The following is a 19515-nucleotide window of genomic DNA, read 5'->3' as shown; positions in this document are numbered from 1 at the left end:
AGAGGCGAACGGCCCGGAAACACGAAAGCTGGAAGCGGCGCGGCCACTTCCAGCTTCAAGCTTCCGGCGTCAAGCTTGGTTCAACCCGCGCGGTAGTTGGGGGCTTCCTTGGTGATCTGCACGTCATGCACGTGTGACTCGGCGAAACCGGCACCGGTGATCTGCATGAACTGCGGCTTGGTGCGCATCTCCTGGATGTCGCGGCAGCCGGTGTAGCCCATGGAGGCGCGCAGGCCGCCCATCAACTGGTGGACGATGCCACTCATCATGCCCTTGTAGGGCACGCGACCTTCGATACCTTCCGGCACCAGCTTCTCGGCGCCCTCGCTCTTGTCCTGGAAGTAGCGGTCGGCACTGCCCTGCTTCTGGGACATGGCCCCCATCGACCCCATGCCGCGGTAGGCCTTGTAGGTGCGGCCCTGATAGAGTTCGATCTCGCCCGGGGCTTCCTCGGTGCCGGCCAGCAGGCCACCGACCATCACGGTGCTGGCGCCGGCGGCCACGGCCTTGGCCAGGTCCCCGGAGAAGCGCACGCCGCCGTCGGCGATCAGCGGGATATCGTAGGGCACTAGTGCCGCGGCCACGTTGGAGACGGCGGTGATCTGCGGCACGCCCACGCCGGCGACGATGCGGGTGGTGCAGATGGAGCCGGGGCCAATCCCCACCTTGACGGCATCGGCGCCGGCCTCGGCCAGCGCCTGGGCGGCCTCCGCGGTGGCGATATTGCCGCCCACCACCTGGATCTGCGGAAAGTGCTCCTTCACCCAGCGCACCCGCTCGATCACGCCACTGGAATGACCGTGGGCGGTGTCGACGACCACGACATCGACACCGGCCTCGGCCAGCGCGGCGACGCGGTCGGGGGTCTCGGGGCCGGTGCCCACGGCGGCACCGACCAGCAGGCGACCGTCGGCATCCTTGGCGGCGTAGGGAAAGGTGCGGGCCTTCTCGATGTCCTGGAAAGTGACCAGGCCACGCAGGCGGAAGTCGTCGTCCACCACCAGCATCTTCTCGATGCGGTGCTCCTGCATCTTACCCTTGATGATATCGAGCCCGGTGCCCACCGGCACGGTGACGAGCTTCTCACCGGGGGTCATGATGTCGGCCACGCTGTCGCCCTGATTGGGCTGGAAGCGCATGTCGCGCTGGGTCACCAGACCCACCAGGGTCTCGCCCTCCACGACCGGGAAACCCGAAAAGCCATGCTCGTCGGCCATGGCCAGCAGGTCCGCCAGCTTGGCCTTGGGCCCCACGGTAATGGGATCCTTGACGATCACGCTCTCGTGCTTCTTGACCTTGCGCACTTCGGCGGCCTGGTGGGCGATGGTCATGCTCTTGTGGATGATGCCGATGCCGCCTTCCTGGGCCATGGCGATGGCCAGGCGGGCCTCGGTGACGGTATCCATGGCCGCGGAAAGCAGGGGGATATTCAGGAAGAGGTCGCGGGTCAGGCGGGTCCTGAGGCTGACGTCGTTGGGCAGGACATCAGAATACCCGGGCACGAGTAATACGTCATCGAACGTAAGAGCTTCTTGGGCCATACGTAACATAGGCGGCAACACCCAGTGAACTGGTGGGAGGGAGTGAAGTTAATCCCCCATTATAGCGACCCCGGCCGGGGGGCGGCAATGCGAGTCACGGGTACCGAGGAGTATCACTGATCGTACTACCGCTCGTGACGGCTCCGGCGACAGGCCGACGGGAGGGGCGCTGCACCCGGAACCGCGGCACATGCTAGGGTATTGGCCTCCACTCGCCAGGGATGATCACGCCATGCCTCGCCTCGAGAACGCCGCCCTCTCCGTCAGCGAGCTCAATCGCCGCGCCCGCCAGGCGCTGGAGCAGGATCTCGGCGAGGTGTGGGTGGAGGGCGAGCTCTCCGGAGTGTCGCGGCCGGGCTCGGGGCACATCTACTTCACCCTCAAGGATGATCGGGCCCAGCTGCGTTGCGCCCTGTTCCGCCCCCGGGTGCGCTTCGTGGCCGCCCCACTGCGCGACGGCGACCGGGTCAAGGTCCGCGGCCAGGTGTCGCTGTTCGAGCCACGCGGCGACTATCAGCTGATCGTCGAGGCGGTACAGGCGGCGGGCGAAGGCGAGCTGCTGGCGGCCTTCGAGCGGCTCAAGGCCCGACTCGCCGTCGAGGGCGTATTCGCCAACGCACGTCCCCTGCCCTATCCGCCGCGCCACCTGCTGGTGCTCACTTCGCCCACCGGCGCGGCGATCCGCGATGTGCTGGCGGTGCTGGCGGCACGCTGGCCGCTTACGCAGGTGACGCTGATCCCGGTGCCGGTGCAGGGGCGCGAGGCCGCCCCGGCGCTGATCTCGGCTCTGGGGCTGCTCAACCGCCAGCCGGCGCTGGACCCGGCCCACGACGCCATCCTGATCACCCGCGGTGGCGGCAGCCTGGAGGATCTGTGGGCCTTCAATGACGAGCACCTGGCGCGCGCAATCTTCCATTCGCGGTTGCCGGTGATGTCGGCGGTGGGCCACGAGGTGGATGTCACCCTGGCCGACTTCGCCGCCGACATGCGCGCCCCAACGCCTTCCGCCGCCGCCGAGCAGCTGGTGCCCGACCGCCACGAACGGCGCCACCGCCTCGAGCGGCTGGCCGAGCGGCTCATCAGGGCCCAGCGCGCCCGCCTGGAGACCGAAGCCCAGCGGCTGGATCACCTGCGGGCCCGGCTGCGCCACCCCGGCGAGGTGCTGGCCGCGCGCCGCCGGCAACTGGCCGAGCTGGAAGGACGCCTGCGGCGGGCCATGCAGGCCCGGCTCGACGGCGAACAGCGCCGAGAGCAACACCTGCGCCAGCGCCTTGTGCTGCGCTCGCCGGGCCGGCTGGTGGAGCAGGCCGAACAGCGGCTCACGCGAGCCCGCGGACGGCTCCATCAGGCCATGCCGCGAGAGCTGGCCCACCATCGCGAGCGGCTGGGCGGACTGGTGCGCGAGCTTCAGGCCGTCAGCCCGCTGGCGGTGCTGGGGCGGGGCTACGCCATCCTCGAGGACGAACAAGGACAGGTCATCCGGCGGGCAAGCGAGGTTGTGCCCGGTCAGGCGCTCGAGGCGCGTCTGGGCGAAGGGCGCCTCGCCCTGCGGGTACGCGAAAGCGATGGCGAATGAGACCGGCATGGGTGCGACACTCCGCCCCTTGGCGACCTTTGCCGCTGGTTGATATAGTTTTATCGTATAAAGTTAGTCTTTGAAAAAATAAGAAGGCGCTGCCGGGCCGTTGTCCAGAGCGCCGCCAGGCCCGACAATGTCGGAACGCTCAACACGGCTTTCACTGCCAGCATGGCAGCAAGCGTGCCGGCAGCTTCAACCACCAGAACGATAGGGAGTTGCACCATGTCACTTCGCATCAATGACGTCGTCCCCGATTTCGAGGCCGATACCAGCCAGGGCCCGATCCGCTTCCACGAGTGGATCGGCGACAACTGGGCGATCCTCTTCTCCCACCCCAAGGACTTCACTCCCGTCTGCACCACCGAGTTCGGCGCCGTGGCCAAGCTCAACGATGAGTGGAACAAGCGCGGCACCAAGGTGATCGGCGTCTCGGTGGACGGCGTGGAAGACCACAAGAAGTGGATCAATGACATCTCCAGCTTCGCCAGCTGCGATGTCGGTTTCCCGATCATCGCCGACGAGGACCTCAAGGTCGCCAAGCAGTTCGACATGCTGCCGGCCGATGCCTACCTGCCGGACGGCCGCACCCCGGCAGACAGCGCTACCGTGCGCTCGGTGTTCATCATCGGGCCGGACAAGCAGCTCAAGCTCTCCATGACCTACCCGATGAACGTGGGCCGTAACTTCGCCGAGGTGCTGCGCGCCCTGGACGCCCTGCAGACCGCCAACGGCAAGGGCGTGGCGACACCCGCCGACTGGAACGTCGGTGAAGACGTGATCATCCCGCCGACGGTCTCCGACGAGGATGCCAAGGCGAAGTTCGGTGAATACGAGACCATCTTCCCCTATCTGCGCTGGACCAAGCTGCCCAAGTAAGGCTGGCGGTTTAGCTCGCGCTACCAAGACCCCCTGCCCCGGCAGGGGGTCTTGCGTTGTGTCCCGCTGCGGAGAGTTTAGTGGTGCTCTGCCCGACGAGCGGTCGGCTTGAAGGTGCCGGGCTCGAGCTCGTGGCGGGCCAGCAGCTTGTAGAAATCGGTGCGGTTGCGCCCGGCGATGCGCGCCGCCTGGGTGACGTTGCCGTCGGTGATCTTGAGCACCTTGACCAGGTAGCGGCGCTCGAAGCCGGCCCTTGCGTCATTGAAGGTCGGCAGGACACTCTCCTCGGCGGCCAGCGCCTGGGCCACCAGCCCCTCCGGAATCATCGGCGAGGTGGTCAGGGCCACACACTGCTCCACCACGTTGACCAACTGGCGCACGTTGCCGGGCCAGGCCGAGGCGGCCAGCAGGTTGAGTGCCTCCGGCGAGAAGCCCTTGACGAAGGGCTTGTGCCGGGCGGCGGCCTGGGCCACCAGGTGCTTGGCCAGCAGCGGTACGTCCTCGGCACGCTCGTTGAGCGGCGGCAACCGAAGATTCACCACGTTGAGGCGGTAGTAGAGGTCCTCACGAAACTCGCCCTCTTGCATGGCGCGGTCCAGGTCGCGATGCGTCGCCGAGATGATACGCACGTCGATGGGGACCGAGGTGGTGGAGCCGAGCGGGCGGATCTGTCGCTCCTGCAGGGCACGCAGCAGCTTGACCTGCAGTGTCAGCGGCATGTCGCCGATCTCGTCGAGGAACAGGGTGCCACCGTCGGCCGCCAGGAAAAGACCGCGGTGCTCGCTCACCGCCCCGGTGAAGGCGCCCCGGGCGTGGCCGAAGAGTTCGCTCTCCAGCAGCTGCTCGGGCAGCGCACCGCAGTTGATCGCCACGAAGGGCTTGTCCGCCCGAGGGCTGGCCTTGTGGATGGCGCCGGCCAGCAGCTCCTTGCCGGAGCCCGAGGCGCCGGTAATCAGGACGCTGACATCCGCGGCGGCCACCATGCGGGCCTGCTCGAGGATCCGCTCCATCTCCGGGCTGCGGGTAATGATCGCCTCGCGCCAGTGGTCGTCCCCCTCGGTGGCGGAAGTGGAGGTCTGGGCCAGGGCATCGTCGATGGCGGCGAAGAGCTCGTCGCGATCCACCGGCTTGGTGAGGAAGCCGAACACCCCCTGGCGGGTGGCGCTGACGGCATCGGGAATCGATCCGTGGGCCGTGAGGATGATCACCGGCAGGCCCGGCACTCGGCGCTGGAGCTCCTGGAACAGTGCCAGGCCGTCCATCTCGTCCATGCGCAGGTCGGACAGCACCAGGTCGGGACGAGCGACTTCCAGCCGCTTGAGAGCCTCGCGGCCACTTTCCGCCGTGGTGACACGGTAGCCCCGGCTCTCGAGCCGCATGCCCAGCAGTTTCAACAGGCTGACGTCATCATCCACCAGCAGGATGTGGGCGGCATGTCCGCCGGCATTGGCCAGGCGTCCGGTCTGCTTCATGTCATCTCTCCCGATTCATTCATTCTGCTGTCGCAGGTTGATGCTCTGTTCAATGGCGGTGAGCTGATCGAGCTTCTCGGCCAGGGCCTCGAGTTCCTCGGTGAGGGCCGCGTTCTCCTCCAGGGTGGCCTCCTGCTCGCTCCGGCTCTCGGCCAGCTGTCCGGCCAGGCGGCGGCGGCCCTCCAGCTCGTTGAGCCAGTAACGCAGCAGCGGCTGCAGGTCTGACGGTGCAGCGTGCAGATCGGCCTTGTAGAGCGCCGAGGCTCGGTTCCACTGGCGCCGATCACCCCAGGCAAGCAGCACGGCCCGCGCCAGGCGCCGCTCGGCACTCTCGCCACCGAGGCGCGTTAGGGTGGCCTCACGCCAGACTCGGTCGCCGCGCTGAGAGGCCAGGCCGAAGGCCACCCAGTCGTGAAGCAGGCAGGGGGCGTTGTCGAAATCCGGTAACTCGGCATGGCACAGCGCCGAGCCATTGGAGGGGCTCTGTTGGGAAGAGGGGCCAGCGGGCAACTGCAGCTGCTCGGGCAGATACTGACAGCCGGCCAGCAGGGCCATGGCCAGGCACAGGAGCCAGGAGCGCGTGGTCATGAGGTGTCATTCCTCGAGTGGTCGCCCGCCAGGGCGGGCGTCGGGGGTTCGTGCTCGTGATCGAGGTCTTGCACGGGCGCCGGGGCTCGACGCGGCAGGGTCAGGCGAAAGCACACCGCCAGCCGGGCATCGTCGACGAGTTCCAGGCTGCCGTGCTGGAGCCGAGCGCAGTCGGCGGCCACCGAGAGGCCGATGCCGGAGCCCTTGAGCGGACCCTTGCGGCGTCCCTGGCCCTGGAAGAAGGCTTCGAAGAGCCGGGTGCTATCCTCCTCGGCAATCCGCTCGCCGCTGTTGGCCACCTCGATCACCAGCCGGTCGCGCAGCGCACGGGCACGAATCTCCATCACGCCGCCGTCCTCGCCATAGGCGACGGCATTGGAGATCAGATTGTCGAGGATCCGAACCGTGGCGGTGCGATCGAGCGCCCACACCAGGGGACCATCGAAGCAGCTGACCCGCATCCGCTTGCTGTCGAGGGCCAGGCGATGCTTGGCCAGCACTTCCTTGACCATGGGGGCGACATCCTGCTGCTCGATATCCAGCTGGCGATCTTGCTGGAGCAGGTTGTAGTCGAGCAGCTGCTCGATCAGACGTTGCAGGTCGCGGCCGCTGGCATCGATCAGGTCGAGGATCTCGCGCTGGCGCGGCGTGACCTCGCCGGCCACGCCGTCGGCAAGCAGCGACGAGCCCTCGCGCACGCTGGCCAGCGGCGTCTTGAGCTCGTGAGACATGTGGCGCAGGAACTGCTGTTTCTGGGCCTCCAGTTCATCGAGCCGCGAGGCCAGCCAGTCCAGCCGCTCATCCAGGACAACCAGTTCCGCCGGGCCCTTAAGGGGCTTCGGCGTCTGTCCCCTGTCGCCATGCACGCTGCCGATCCCCAGGATACGACGCTCCAGTTGGCGAATCGGATGGATGATCAGGCGTGTGAACAGCAGCATCAATACCAGACTCGCCGAGACCAGGGCCGCGGTCTGCCACCAGAGGCGCACCTGCACGGCCTCGGCGCGGGCGCGGATACCCTCGATGCGTGCGTCGATGTGCTGGTTGGTGGCGCGGCGTATCGCCTCGGTATGCTGGGCAAAGGTCAGGAAATCGGCGAGCCGGGCGGTGAAGGCCTCGAGCGGCAGATCGGGCATCTCGGCGAGGCGGTCGAGCTGCTCCTCCAGCACCGCCACATCGGGATCGTCAGGAAGCAGCTGGCGCTGCTGAGCCAGTAACTCGCGGAACTCTTCGAGACGGTCGTCGAAAATCTCCAGCAGGCTCTCCTGCTCGACCACGGCATACTGGCGGGCAGCGCGCTCCATCTCCAGCGCCAGAGCCCCCAGCGAACGGGCACGCCGCGTCTCTTCCACTGCCTGGCGGGCACTGACATCAGCCAGGCGTGACAGCTCGGAGATGGCCTGGCCGGCCTGGATCATCAGCACGGCCAGCGGCAACATCACCACCAGGAAGGCCAGCAGCACCAGCTGCAACAGCGAGCGCGGCCGCCAGCGACGCGTAACGGCTGAGGTCATGAACAGCGTTCTTTGCTGAAGAGTAACGGGAAACACCATCGTCCATTGACAAGGATACCAGAGTTCTGCCGAGCGCCCCGTGGCCAATCGCCGTCATCCCGCTGGAAAGATTCCGCCAGGAAAGCCTGACAACAGGCCGCTAGAAAAAAAGGGCCGGCAGAGCCGGCCCAATACGCAGGGAACTGAAGGGTCTGGACATTCGATCAATCGACGGCCTGATCCGTCCATTGCACGAAGGTCCATGGGCCGGTAAGACCCCGAAGCCATGAGGTGCCATCTGCCACCAGGGGCTGGTCATCCTCATGCGAGTGGCAAACCATCGTGTGGCACGCCGCCCTGCTCCGCTCCTGACACCACCGCCTCGGCCGCAGGCCAACGCGATGCTGCGCAATTCGATCCCCCTGCCGGGGGAGAGGCATCCCTGCCGGGGCATCCTTGCCCTTTCGATACCGCTCCTTGCCTGACGGCGGTATCGTCTCATCGCAACCTGACATTGCACATCGCTTGGAGCAGACAGTTGCTCTCCCTGGCAGTTGCCAATGGCGTGCCAGAAATCGCATAAAACAATATAAATCAGAGGATTATAGAAAAGATAAAGCGGCATGGGCCGAACAAAGCCCGCTAACGGGTGGCGAGAAAGCGCCTGGGGGCAAGCTTTCGTCGCCAACTTGCGACGTCATTCAAATATTTCTGACGAACTCATTGATTTTCAGAGAGTTAAATCGTCTCCATTCGGAGACGCCGCTAACCTCGGCGACGCCTCCCGGTGACAGTGCGCCCTCAGGCCATGGCCTTGACCAGGATCTTGGACTTGCGGGCGTGGCTGTAGGTGTCGCGACGCAGCGGCGGTAAGGTCTCGATATCGGCCAGGCGAAAGCCGTGTTCGAAGAACCAGTGGGTCGTGTGGGTGGTCAGCGCGAACAGCGCCGAGAGCTCCAGGCGGCGGGCCCGGCGCTCGATCTCGGCAAGCAGCAACTCCCCGCGTGCGCCTCCACGATAGTCGTCGTGGACTGCGACGCAAGCCAGCTCTCCCATCGTGGCGTCGCCGAAGGTATGCAGGGCGGCACAGCCGATGATCATGCCGTCGCGCTCGATCACCAGGTAGTCGTCGATCTCGTACTCCAGCCGTTCCCGGGAGCGCGGCACCAGCATGCCTTGCTGCTCCAGCGGCTCGAGCAGTTCGAGAAGGCCGCCGATATCGCCAAGCTCCGCCGCTCGCAGCTGCTCATAGCGATGCTCGGTGATCATGGTGCCCACGCCGTCACGGGTGAAGAGTTCACCGAGCAGGGCGTCGTGGTCGTGCCAGGAGAGCAGGTGGGTGCGGGCCACGCCATACCGTGCGGCGATACAGGCCGCGCCAAGGTGCCGGGCGAGTTCGCTGGAGGGATCGGCCTGTTGAAACAGCGGCTCGGCCTCAGCCGGGGTCAGCTGTCGCTGGAGCTGGCCGCTGCGGTCGAACAGGCCGCTGGCCTCGCCAAGCAGGATCAGCTTGTCGGCGCCGAGCGCCGTGGCGGCGTGGCGAGCCACCTCGGCGGCGTCCAGGTCGAAGACCTCGCCGGTGCTGGAGAAGCCCAGCGGCGGCAGCACCACCAGCGAACCGCGTTCGAGCAGCCCCTCGATGGCTTCCGACCGTACCCGACGCACCTCGCCGCTGTGGTCGAAATCGACACCTTCACGCACGCCCAGCGGCTTGGCCATCACCAGGTTGCCGGAAACCACGGTCATCTCGATGCCGTGCAGCGGCGTATTGGGCAACCCCGGCGAAAGTCGCGCCTCCAACCATAGCCGCTGCTCGGCGGCGATACGCTCGACCCGGGTCATGATGGCCTCGTCGGCCACCCAGCGCCCCTGGTGACGACTGGGCACGATGCTCGCCTCGTTCAGCGCCTTCTGCACCTGCGGCCGGATACCGAACACCACCACCAGGCGCACGCCCAGGGTGTGCAGTAGCGCCAGGTCCTGAATCAGCTGCTCGCCTCGCCCACTGGCCATGGCTTCGCCCTCGATCAGGATGACGAAGGTGCGGCCACGGTGGGCGTTGATATAGGGCGAAGAATTGCGGAACCAGTCCACGAAGGGGAAACGAGTATCCAAGGCCGCACTCCGGCAGCAGGTGAACGAAGAGGGAGCCGAGCATCACTATATCAGAGTGACAAAAACGGCGGCACTGGTCAGCTGCAAGCAGCCAAGCAGCATGAATCAGCCGTCGCAAAGGAAAACCCGAAGGCCTCAGCCTCCGGGTTTTCTTGTAGCTCGGCGCTTGTAGCTCGGCGCTTAACCAAACATCCCCTTGAACGCGAAGAAAAACAGGATCGCGAGACCGGCACCGGCCGGCAGGGTGATCAGCCACGACATGATAATGGTGCCGATGACCCGCAGATTGAGCGCTGCCATGCCACGGGCCAGCCCCACACCCAGCACGGCCCCCACCAGGGTATGGGTGGTGGAGATCGGCAGGCCGGTACCCGAGGCCAGCACCACGGTGGTGGCGGCGGAGAGGGTCGCGGCAAAGCCGCGGCTCGGGGTGAGCTCGGTGATGCCGGTACCCACCGTGGCGATCACCTTGTGGCCATAGGTGACCAGGCCGACGACGATACCGCCGCCACCCAGCACCAGCACCCACCAGGGCACCAGGGCCGCGCCTTCCACATCCCCGCCGCTCTGGACCACGCTGATCACCGCCGCCAGCGGCCCCACGGCGTTGGCCACGTCGTTGGAGCCGTGGGCAAAGGCCATGGCGCAGGCCGTGAAGATCATCAGCACGCCGAAGACCTGCTCGACGCTGCCGAAGCCGAACTGATCGGTCTGGCGCATGACACGGCTGACCCGGCGCTCACGCAGGACGCCCAGGATCAAACAGGTGACACCGAAGAGCGCGGCTACCAGGAAGCTGGCACCGAAGCCGAGATCCAGGCCGACGTGTTTGAGCCCCTTGGTGAGGGTCACCATGGCGACGATAAAGCCGACCAGGAAGACGTAGATAGGCACGTAGCGCTTGGCCGCGGCGAAGGGGTCCCGCGCCTCGAAGATCAGGTGCTGCACCGACTTGAAGATCATGAAGGCGATGGAGCCGGCCAGCAGCGGCGAGACCAGCCAGCTGGCGGCGATCTTGCCCACCGCCCCCCAGTCCACCGCGCCCGCACCCAGGCCAGCCGCAGCGAAGCCAACGATGGCGCCGACGATGGAGTGAGTGGTGGAGACCGGCCAGCCCTTGGCCGAGGCGATCAACAACCAGGTACCGGCAGCGAGTAGCGCCGCCAGCATGCCGTAGACCAGCAGTTGGGGATCATCCTGCAACAGCTCGGGGTCGATGATTCCCTTGCGGATGGTGTCGGTTACCTCGCCACCAGCCAGCCAGGCGCCCAGGAACTCGAAGATCACGGCGATGATGATCGCCTGCTTGATGGTGATGGCCCGGGAGCCCACCGAGGTGCCCATGGCGTTGGCCACATCGTTGGCTCCGACGCCCCAGGCCATGAAGAAACCGAAGAGACAGGCGAGGATGATGAAGATCTCACCGTGTTGCGCAATGATCGACATAGGGAGGGTTCCCTTGTTGCGGTCTGATGGAGAAGGTCAACACGACACGGCCCCGGGATCGCCGGGGCCGTCATGTTCAGTTGGCCGTCATGATCTGCAGGCGGCTGCCGACGCGCTCGGCACGGTCGGAAAGCTCGCCCACCCAGTCGATGATCTTGTAGAGGAACATCACGTCCACCGGTGGCAGACGATCCTCGAGCTCGAAGAGCTGCCGGCGAATGGTCACCTGCTGGCCGTCGGCCTGCTGCTCGAGCACGTGCAGCTCACGGATCATCTTCTGCATCACATCGGATACATTGCGACCGAAGCCCGACTCGAGCAGATCCTTGAGCTCCTCCAGGGCGTGGCGCGCCTGGGCGACACAGGCCACCGAAGTGCGCATGTAGTCGCGCATCGGCTGTGCCAGTTCCTGGGGCACCTGCATTCTGCGGCCGAGCATGATACCGGTGATGTCGCGAACCTTGTTGGCGATCTTGTCCTGGACGCTGATCAGATCGAGAAGATCGGAGCGCGACACCGGCAGGAACATGGTGTTGGGCAGATTGAGACGCAGCTCGGTCTTGAGCTCGTCGGCCTCGTGCTCGAGGCGCGTGATGGTCTCGCGATGCTGGGCGGCGGTGTCCCAGTCGCCGACGAGAGAGGCCTCGAAGAAAGGCAACAGCTCGTCGGCGCACTCGCTGGCCTTGACGATATGGGCCAGCAGTGGATGGAATGGCGAGCGGCCGAACATCGCGGAGAAGGGATTGGATGTCACCATGGGGCATCTGTGAACCTGGAAAATGGCGGCGTCAGTATAGTGACTGACACCACCACCGTCATGAAAAAATCATCCAATATTCATCAAAACGAGGTAGCGCCCCGATGGCAGACGAGATCGAGCTCAAACTGGCCCTGGGGCCCGAGGCGCCCGAGGCGCTGCGCCGCCACCCCCGCCTGGCCGGTTCGGCCCCGACGCTCACGCGGCTGGGCAATACCTACTACGACACGCCCGAGGGCGACCTGGAGCGCGCGCGCATGGCGCTGCGCCTGCGCCGAGCCGGCGACCGCCTGCTGCAGACCCTCAAGACCCGCGGCCAGGGCGGGGGTGGCCTATCGACCCGCGGCGAGTGGGAGTGGGAGGTGCCGGGCCCGGGGCTCGATCTCGCGGGACTGGCCACCCTGCCCCCCATGGCAGAGCGCGACCCGGAGTTGCTCGAACGCCTGGTGCCACGCTTCGCCACCGATTTCGTGCGCGAGGCCTGGTGGCTGGAGGGGGAGGAGGTGATCCTCGAGATTGCCCTGGACCTGGGCGACATCCACGCGGGTGAGCAGGCAGTGCCCATCCGTGAACTGGAGCTGGAGCTCAAGGCGGGCGACCCCGCGACGCTGTGGTCGCTGGCCGACGAGCTGGCCGATACAATTCCCATGCGCCCCTCGGACACCAGCAAGGCGGCCCGTGGCGGGGCGCTGCTCGGCGGTAGCTGGACACTGCCAGCGGGCAGCGATCCGGTGGCCTGGTTGCACCGCGCCACCGTGGCGCTGGATGCCCTGGCCGATACCGGACAGGACGCCTGGCGCATAGAGGCACGCCGCGCCTTCCAACGCCTGGCCGAAACGGGCGATGATGACCTTGATGATGAGGAACTTCGCGACGACGCCCGAGCCCTCGCCGAGGCACTGGGCACCGAAACCTGGCTGACCCCGGCCTTCGGCCGTCGAATGCTGCGGCTGGCCCGCCGACTGCCCGGCGACGTCGACCTGGCCTGACCGGCCTCGGCCACTACAAGGACGAACCCCGTGAAACACACTCACAAGCCCGCCGGCGAGGGTCTGCGAACGCGGGTCTTCCAGATCATCTTCGAGTCCGATACGCCGCTGGCCAAGGGCTTCGATATCGCCCTGATCGGGGCGATACTGGTCAGCGTACTGGTGGTGATGCTGGAGAGCATCGAGAGCCTGCGCGCCGACTACGGCACTCTGTTCTACTGGATCGAGTGGGGCTTCACCCTCGCCTTCACCCTGGAACTGGCGATACGCCTCTACTGCCTCGAGAAGCCATGGCTCTACCTGCGCAGCTTCTACGGTATCGTCGACGTGGTCGCCATCCTGCCCACCTGGCTGACGCTGATCCTGCCCGGTGGCCAGGCGCTGGTAGTCGTGCGCCTGCTACGTGCCTTGCGCATCTTCCGCGTGCTGCGCCTGATGCAGTTTGTCGGCGAATCCCGACTGCTGATCGATGCCCTGCACCGCAGCCTCCATCAGATATTCCTGTTCTTTTTCGGCATCTTTATCCTGGTGACCATCTTCGCTTCGGCGATGTATCTGATAGAGCCTACCGAGGCCGGCTTCACCAGCATCCCCATGGCGATCTATTGGGCCATTGTCAGCCTGACCACGGTGGGCTACGGCGATATCGTGCCGGTGACCCCGCTCGGCCAGGCCATCACCGTGATGCTGATGCTGACCGGCTACTCGATCATCGCGGTGCCCACCGGGGTCTTCTCCGCCCAGGTGATCCGTGCCATCCGCGAGGAGCGCTACTCCGACGAGGCCTGCCCGGGCTGCGGCTACGACCGCCACGATACCGAGGCGCGCTACTGCCTGCGCTGCGGCACCTGGCTGGACGAGAAGACGATCGACCCGAGGCTCGCCAAGAGTGGCGAAGGAGGAAAGGAGTAAAGGAAGGGAAGTAGCAGCAGGCCCCGGATTGGCGCGACTTTCCCGGGTGTGGGGAAAGGATTTTTACGGATTTTTTAGGAGATCCTGTGGTGCGATAGCGGTCATGGCGCCATTCGTCATGAGCATGGCGACGAGAACACGTCAAGGTGATCGCAATGCACACAAGCGGGATCAGGGAACATTGGCTCAAGTGGGCGCCGATCCTCAAGGTGCTTTCCGTGCTATGGCTAGTACTGGCACTCTTCATGGCGGTGCCCTGGGTAGTGCTGGTCATCGAGGAAGATCCCGATGCTCGAGCCTTCGCCCTGTCCATCGGCATTGTCTTAGCCTCGGTGGCCATAAGCTGGCTGGCCACTCTTCGCGTCGATATTTCCCTCAAACCCTGGCAGATGTTTCTCGTCACTACGTTCAGTTGGGTGAGTATCAGTACCTTTGCCAGCCTGCCACTGGTTCTGGGGGCGCCCCATCTATCCATCACCAACGCCGTGTTCGAGTCGGTGTCGGCGATCACCACCACCGGCTCGACGATTCTCGAGGGCATCGAATTCCTGTCTGACGGCCTCAAGCTGTGGCGAGGCATCATGCAGTGGCTGGGCGGCATCGGCATCATCGTCATGGGCATCGCCATCCTGCCCTTCCTGAAGGTGGGCGGTATGCGGTTGTTCCACACCGAATCCTCCGACTGGTCCGACAAGGTCATGCCGAAAACCGGTGGCATTGCCAAGGCAACGCTCGGTATCTACTGCGGGTTTACGTTCACGGCGATGCTTGCCTATTGGCTAAGTGGCATGGCGCCGCTGGATGCCGTGGTGCATGCCATGACATCACTTGCCACAGGAGGCTTCGCCAACTCCGATGCCTCTTTCGGGGCCTATGCCGACTCTCCTCGCATTTTGTGGCTGGCCAGTCTCTTCATGCTCTGCGGTGCCCTGCCCTTCGTGCTCTATATCCGCGTGTTGCGCGGAGCGCGGATGGCCCTCTGGCGGGACCAGCAGGTGCAGGGGTTGCTGCTCTTGCTGGCAACGGTCTGTCTGCTCCTGACGCTTTGGCGCATCTGGCTGGGTACTCCCCCCTTCGAGGCGCTCACCCATGTGGTCTTCAATGTCATCTCCATCGTCACCACCACTGGCTACGCGTCGGATGACTACACGCTCTGGGGTCACATGGCCACGGTGGCCTTCTTCTATCTCACCTTCGTCGGAGGCTGCAGTGGATCGACCGCCGGGGGCATGAAGATTTTCCGCTTCCAGGTCGCCATGCTGCTGCTGATCAGCCAGTTGCGCTTCCTGATCCACTCCAGCGGCGTCTTTGTCTCACGCTACAATGGTCAGACGCTGACCGACGACATCACCCGCGGGGTAGTGGCGTTCTCGTTCTTCTTCTTTCTGACCATCGCCGGGCTGGCCCTCGGGCTATCGCTGATGGGACTGGATTTCCTCACGGCGCTCTCGGGCGCCGCCACGGCCGTGGCCAATGTGGGACCGGGGCTCGGCGACATCATCGGCCCGTCAGGCAACTTCTCCACCCTTCCGGATGCCGCCAAGTGGCTGCTGTGCGTCGGCATGCTGATGGGGCGACTGGAGATCCTGACAGTGCTGGTTCTCCTGACGCCGATGTTCTGGCGGCAATAAGCGACCATGCAAGAGGCCCTTGTGGAGACTATGCAGGCTCACGAACAGCATGCGGCCAGTGCGCAGGTCCAGCCCACACCCACTCGGTTGCTGGTAGCACTGAGCGGTGGGTCAGAAGATGCGGCGCTGGTGCGTGCCGCGCATCGCCTGGCGTCGCGTGACCACGTCCACTGGTGTGCGGCCTATGTCGAGAGCGACAGAGAGGATACGCAAAGGCGACTGATGCTGGAGCGCGATTTCGCCCAGGTCCAACGCCTGGGCGGCGATGTTCGCGTGGTCTCTGGACAGGATCGTGCCCGAGAGCTTCTGGCGCTGGCGGGTGAACTGAAGGTTGCCACGCTGCTGGTCGGCCACGGGCGCCCATCGGGCTGGCGAATCTGGCGCCGTCCCCTGGCCGAGCGGCTGGCACGCCTGGGAGGACCCTTCGACCTCGTGGTGGCTGCCGAAGCACGCCAGCGGCCGCGCTTTCGTCCTCGCCCGCGTCAACGTCTCTGGCATTGGCGTGATACGGGTATAGCCGTGAGCGCGACGCTGGCGGCACTGGCTCTTTCGGCAGGCCTGAAGTCCTGGCTGGCGCTGGGCAATCTCTCCTTGCTGTTTCTCGGCGCGGTACTGGTCAGTGCCGCCCTGGCGGGAACTCGAGCCGCCATGCTGGCTGCCGTGCTGGGGTTCGTCAGTTTCAATTTTTTCCTGACTGAACCGCGCTACTCACTGGCCATGGTGGAGGACGATCAGCTGGTCACCGTGGTGGTCTACCTGTTGGTCGCCGTGGTGGCGGGGCAACTGGCGGGAAACGCCCGAACGCGCCTGCTCGCCCTGCGTGCGAGCCGCGAACAGACCTATCAGCTGCTCACCTTCTCACGTGAGCTCGCGGTAGCGACAGACCGGGAACGGGTCGCCGAAGTCGGCGTATCAACCCTGATGCGCTGGCTCGGCTGTCCGGTGGTGATGCTGGAAGCCACCGACGAGAAAGAAGATTTGGCGGTGCTGCAAAGCGCGCCGGCTGGACACCGCCTCGACCCCGACGCCAGGAGCGCCGTGGCATGGAGCCGTCTCCATCGTCGCCCCAGCGGCAAGGGGACCGAACAGCCATTGGACAGCGACTGGCAGGTCATTCCACTGGTAGAACAGGGCCGCCTGGTGGCGCTGATCTGCCTTGCCCTGGGCAGGCGGGAGCACCCGCCATCGCCGGACGAGGAGGGGCGCATCAATGCCATGCTGCGCATGCTGGCGCTGGCACTGGAGCGTACGCGCCTGGTCGCCGACCTGGAGGCGTCGCGGCTTTCCGAGGAGAACGAGCGTCTGCGCTCGGCGCTGTTGTCATCGGTATCCCACGATCTGAGAACACCCCTGGCCTCGATCATCGGTTCTGCCAGCACCCTGCGCGAACTTGCCGACCAGCTTGATGAGGCTGACCGTATCGAGCTCCTCGACGGCATCTTGAGTGAAAGCGAGCGACTCGACCGTTACATTCAGAATCTGCTGGACATGACGCGCCTCGGACAGGGCGGCCTCAAGCTGGAGCGCGACTGGATTTCACTGGAGGACCTGGTGGCCAGCGCCCTGCGGCGTCTGGGGCCCGTGCTGAAAGGGCTTCATATCGAGCGTGATTGGCCGGAGGACCTCCCACTGCTGAACGTGCATCCGGCGCTTATCGAGCAGGCGCTGGTCAATGTCATCGAGAATGCGGCGCGCTTCTCTCCGCCAGGCGGGGTGCTGCGCCTCGAGGCCGGGACCGAGGCGGACCAGCTATGGCTCGCGGTGATCGACCGAGGCCCTGGCATCGAGCCTCATTTACGCGAGCGGGTCTTTGACATGTTCTATACCGGCGGCGAAGGCGATCGCGGCCGCCACGGCAGTGGACTGGGGCTGGCCATCTGTCGCGGCATGCTCGGCGCCCATACCGGCACCATCGTCGCGGAACCTGGCCGTGATGGTATCGGCACGCGCATCGTCATGCGCCTGCCGCTGCCTGATGCCACCGAGGAGCCTCGCCACCATGTCGAGTGAACCCCAGCGTATTCTGGTGATCGACGACGAGCCGCAGATTCGCCGCTTCCTGCGCATCAGCCTGGCATCCCAGGGCTTCGTGGTCTTTGAAGCGGCGAGTGGCCGCGAGGGCCTGGAGCTAGCCCTTGAGGATGCGCCGCATCTCGTCCTGCTGGATCTGGGCCTACCCGACATGGACGGACAGGCGGTGCTCGACCGGCTGCGCGCGCGCAGCCAGGTACCCATCATCGTGGTTTCGGTACGCGGCCAGGAGGCTGAGAAGGTCAGAGCGCTGGATCATGGCGCCAACGATTACATGACAAAGCCCTTCGGGATCCGAGAGTTGTTGGCGCGCATCCGTGCTCTGCTGCGTCTTCACGAAGCGCCGCAGGGTACCCCGGAAGCCCAGAGCTACCGCGGCAATGGATTGGTGATCGATCCCATCGAACGGCGAGTGCAGCGTAACGGCGTGCCCGTTCACCTGACACCCAAGGAGTATGCCGTGCTCGAGAACCTGTGCCGTCACAGCGGGCGGGTCGTCACCCAGACACAGCTGTTGCGCGAAGTGTGGGGCCCGAGCCACGCCGAGGATACCCACTACTTGCGCATCGTGATCAGCAAGCTGCGCCAGAAGCTCGGTGACGATTCGGGTGCCCAATCGCTGCTGCAGACCGAGGCCGGTATCGGCTATCGCCTGATGATCGTGCCTGAAAGTGCCGACGATCCTGCCGACAATAAGGAGAAGCTTCCGTGAAGATCATCATTCTCGGCGCCGGCCAGGTCGGTGGCACCCTGGCCGAGCACCTGGCCCGGGAAGACAACGACATCACCGTGGTGGACACCGACGGCGAACGCCTGCGTGAGCTGCATACCCGCCTGGACATCCGCACGGTGTCCGGAGCTGGCTCCTATCCCCTGATACTTCGTCAAGCGGGTTGCGAAGAGGCCGACCTGCTGATCGCGGTGACCAACTCCGATGAGGTCAACATGATCGCCTGCCAGGTGGCTCACACCCTGTTCCGCACGCCGACCAAGATCGCCCGGGTGCGCGCCGCCGCCTACCTGACCCGCAAGGGCCTGTTCGCCCACGAAGCCGTCCCCATCGACGTGCTGATAAGCCCCGAACAGGTGGTCACCGACTATATCCGCCGGCTGATCGAGCACCCCGGCGCCCTGCAGGTGCTGGAGTTTGCAGACGGCCTGGTGCAGTTGGTGGCGGTGCGAGCGATCTATGGTGGTCCTCTCGTCGGTCAGGACCTGGCCTTCCTGCGTCGCCACATGCCCAATGTGGATACCCGGGTGGCGGCCATCTACCGAAAGGACCGACCGATCATCCCGCGCGGCGACACCGTGATCGAGGCCGACGACGAGGTCTTCTTCCTTGCCGCCCGCCGCGATATCCGCGCGGTGATGAGCGAGCTACGCCGCCTCGATCGCGACTTCCGTCAGGTGGTAATCGCCGGCGGGGGCAACATCGGCGAGCGCCTCGCCGAGCACCTGGAGCACAGCCACCAGGTCAAGATCATCGAGCAGAGCCTCGAGCGCTGCACCCAGCTCTCCGAACGGCTCGACCGCACCGTGGTGCTGCACGGTAGCGTCACCGCCAAGCGGCTGCTGGAAGAGGAGCATATCGAGGATTGCGACATCTTCTGCGCGCTGACCAACGACGACGAGGTCAATATCATGTCCTCGATGCTGGCCAAACGCCTGGGCGCCAAGAAGGTGCTGACGCTGATCAACAACGCCGCCTACGTCGACCTGGTGCAGGGTGGCGAGATCGACATCGCCATCTCTCCCCAGCAGGCCACCATCGGCAGCCTGCTGACCCATGTGCGGCGCGGCGACATCGTCAAGGTCCACTCGCTGCGGCGCGGCGCCGCCGAGGCCATCGAGGCCATCGCCCATGGCGATACCCAGTCGTCCAAGGTGGTGGGGCGCGCCATCGGCGACATCGACCTGCCCCAGGGCACCACCATCGGCGCCGTGGTGCGCGGCAAGGAGGTGCTGATCGCCCATGACGACGTGGTGGTGGCATCCGGCGACCACGTCATCCTGTTCGTGATCGACAAGCGCCGGCTGCGCGACGTGGAGCGGCTCTTCCAGGTCGGGCTGACGTTTTTCTGATCG

At 65.5% G+C, this 19515-nt stretch carries 15 protein-coding genes; 8 read left to right on the top strand and 7 right to left on the bottom strand.

The annotated features are described in order from the left end of the window. Positions 1–80 precede the first annotated feature (80 nt). Complete coding sequence (gene guaB / locus HALO32_RS10120) at positions 81–1550, bottom strand: IMP dehydrogenase (RefSeq protein ID WP_151443744.1); 1470 nt, start codon at positions 1548–1550, stop codon at positions 81–83. Between the two features lie 223 nt (positions 1551–1773). On the opposite strand from guaB, the gene xseA reads away from it, so the two are divergent. Continuing rightward, on the top strand, positions 1774–3117 hold the full coding sequence (gene xseA / locus HALO32_RS10115) for an exodeoxyribonuclease VII large subunit (protein WP_151443743.1): 1344 nt from the start codon (positions 1774–1776) through the stop codon (positions 3115–3117). Between the two features lie 225 nt (positions 3118–3342). Next, positions 3343–3996, top strand: coding sequence for a peroxiredoxin (locus tag HALO32_RS10110; protein ID WP_151443742.1), 654 nt, complete (start codon positions 3343–3345; stop codon positions 3994–3996). 77 nt (positions 3997–4073) lie between these two features. Here the strand turns inward: HALO32_RS10110 and glrR are convergent, their stop codons facing one another. The 6 genes from glrR to HALO32_RS10080 all read right to left on the bottom strand — a co-directional run bounded on the left by glrR (position 4074) and on the right by HALO32_RS10080 (position 11867). Further along, positions 4074–5468 (bottom strand): two-component system response regulator GlrR, encoded by a 1395-nt coding sequence (glrR, locus tag HALO32_RS10105; protein ID WP_151443741.1) that lies wholly within the window; start codon positions 5466–5468, stop codon positions 4074–4076. 15 nt (positions 5469–5483) lie between these two features. Beyond that, a complete protein-coding gene (locus HALO32_RS10100) occupies positions 5484–6056 on the bottom strand; it encodes a hypothetical protein (protein ID WP_151443740.1) in 573 nt (190 codons plus the stop codon). Then, entirely contained in the window at positions 6053–7570 is a 1518-nt protein-coding gene (locus tag HALO32_RS10095) for an ATP-binding protein (protein WP_151443739.1), read from the bottom strand. Before HALO32_RS10095 ends, HALO32_RS10100 begins: the two co-directional genes overlap by 4 nt. Positions 7571–8350: 780 nt before the next feature. Continuing rightward, positions 8351–9664: an amino-acid N-acetyltransferase gene (gene argA / locus HALO32_RS10090; RefSeq protein ID WP_151443738.1), complete on the bottom strand. Its 1314-nt coding sequence runs from the start codon at positions 9662–9664 to the stop codon at positions 8351–8353. 180 nt (positions 9665–9844) lie between these two features. Next, positions 9845–11110 (bottom strand): inorganic phosphate transporter, encoded by a 1266-nt coding sequence (locus HALO32_RS10085; protein ID WP_151443737.1) that lies wholly within the window; start codon positions 11108–11110, stop codon positions 9845–9847. 76 nt (positions 11111–11186) lie between these two features. Then, complete coding sequence (locus tag HALO32_RS10080) at positions 11187–11867, bottom strand: TIGR00153 family protein (RefSeq protein WP_151443736.1); 681 nt, start codon at positions 11865–11867, stop codon at positions 11187–11189. A gap of 104 nt (positions 11868–11971) precedes the next feature. Between HALO32_RS10080 and HALO32_RS10075 the strand changes: the two genes are divergently transcribed. The 6 genes from HALO32_RS10075 to trkA all read left to right on the top strand — a co-directional run bounded on the left by HALO32_RS10075 (position 11972) and on the right by trkA (position 19512). Further along, positions 11972–12856, top strand: coding sequence for a CYTH domain-containing protein (locus HALO32_RS10075; RefSeq protein WP_151443735.1), 885 nt, complete (start codon positions 11972–11974; stop codon positions 12854–12856). Between the two features lie 30 nt (positions 12857–12886). Then, positions 12887–13768 (top strand): ion transporter, encoded by an 882-nt coding sequence (locus HALO32_RS10070; protein WP_151443734.1) that lies wholly within the window; start codon positions 12887–12889, stop codon positions 13766–13768. Positions 13769–13923: 155 nt separating this feature from the next. Further along, complete coding sequence (trkI, locus tag HALO32_RS10065; protein ID WP_151443733.1) at positions 13924–15399, top strand: Trk system potassium transporter TrkI; 1476 nt, start codon at positions 13924–13926, stop codon at positions 15397–15399. A gap of 30 nt (positions 15400–15429) precedes the next feature. Next, positions 15430–17409 (top strand): DUF4118 domain-containing protein, encoded by a 1980-nt coding sequence (locus tag HALO32_RS10060; protein ID WP_225809921.1) that lies wholly within the window; start codon positions 15430–15432, stop codon positions 17407–17409. Beyond that, the gene (locus HALO32_RS10055; RefSeq protein WP_151443731.1) at positions 17399–18142 is read left to right on the top strand and encodes a response regulator transcription factor; all 744 of its coding nucleotides are present in this window, start codon (positions 17399–17401) and stop codon (positions 18140–18142) included. The genes HALO32_RS10060 and HALO32_RS10055 overlap by 11 nt, the downstream gene beginning before the upstream one ends. Further along, positions 18139–19512 (top strand): Trk system potassium transporter TrkA, encoded by a 1374-nt coding sequence (gene trkA, locus HALO32_RS10050; protein WP_151443730.1) that lies wholly within the window; start codon positions 18139–18141, stop codon positions 19510–19512. Before HALO32_RS10055 ends, trkA begins: the two co-directional genes overlap by 4 nt. Positions 19513–19515 lie beyond the last annotated feature (3 nt).

Origin of the sequence: Halomonas lysinitropha, from assembly GCF_902500215.1 — a bacterium.
In the GTDB taxonomy this organism is placed as follows: Bacteria; Pseudomonadota; Gammaproteobacteria; order Pseudomonadales; family Halomonadaceae; genus Halomonas; species Halomonas lysinitropha.
The sequence above is the reverse complement of the archived record's forward strand: the minus strand, read 5'-3'. Positions and strand labels throughout refer to the sequence as shown.

What these genes read in the sequence shown, in the direction of transcription:
- guaB (WP_151443744.1), bottom strand. Translation starts at nt 1,550, where the DNA reads ATGTTACGTATGGCCCAAGAAGCTCTTACGTTCGATGACGTATTACTC.
- xseA (WP_151443743.1), top strand. Translation starts at nt 1,774, where the DNA reads ATGCCTCGCCTCGAGAACGCCGCCCTCTCCGTCAGCGAGCTCAATCGC.
- HALO32_RS10110 (WP_151443742.1), top strand. Translation starts at nt 3,343, where the DNA reads ATGTCACTTCGCATCAATGACGTCGTCCCCGATTTCGAGGCCGATACC.
- glrR (WP_151443741.1), bottom strand. Translation starts at nt 5,468, where the DNA reads ATGAAGCAGACCGGACGCCTGGCCAATGCCGGCGGACATGCCGCCCAC.
- HALO32_RS10100 (WP_151443740.1), bottom strand. Translation starts at nt 6,056, where the DNA reads ATGACCACGCGCTCCTGGCTCCTGTGCCTGGCCATGGCCCTGCTGGCC.
- HALO32_RS10095 (WP_151443739.1), bottom strand. Translation starts at nt 7,570, where the DNA reads ATGACCTCAGCCGTTACGCGTCGCTGGCGGCCGCGCTCGCTGTTGCAG.
- HALO32_RS10085 (WP_151443737.1), bottom strand. Translation starts at nt 11,110, where the DNA reads ATGTCGATCATTGCGCAACACGGTGAGATCTTCATCATCCTCGCCTGT.
- HALO32_RS10080 (WP_151443736.1), bottom strand. Translation starts at nt 11,867, where the DNA reads ATGGTGACATCCAATCCCTTCTCCGCGATGTTCGGCCGCTCGCCATTC.
- HALO32_RS10075 (WP_151443735.1), top strand. Translation starts at nt 11,972, where the DNA reads ATGGCAGACGAGATCGAGCTCAAACTGGCCCTGGGGCCCGAGGCGCCC.
- trkI (WP_151443733.1), top strand. Translation starts at nt 13,924, where the DNA reads ATGCACACAAGCGGGATCAGGGAACATTGGCTCAAGTGGGCGCCGATC.
- HALO32_RS10060 (WP_225809921.1), top strand. Translation starts at nt 15,430, where the DNA reads ATGCAGGCTCACGAACAGCATGCGGCCAGTGCGCAGGTCCAGCCCACA.
- HALO32_RS10055 (WP_151443731.1), top strand. Translation starts at nt 17,399, where the DNA reads ATGTCGAGTGAACCCCAGCGTATTCTGGTGATCGACGACGAGCCGCAG.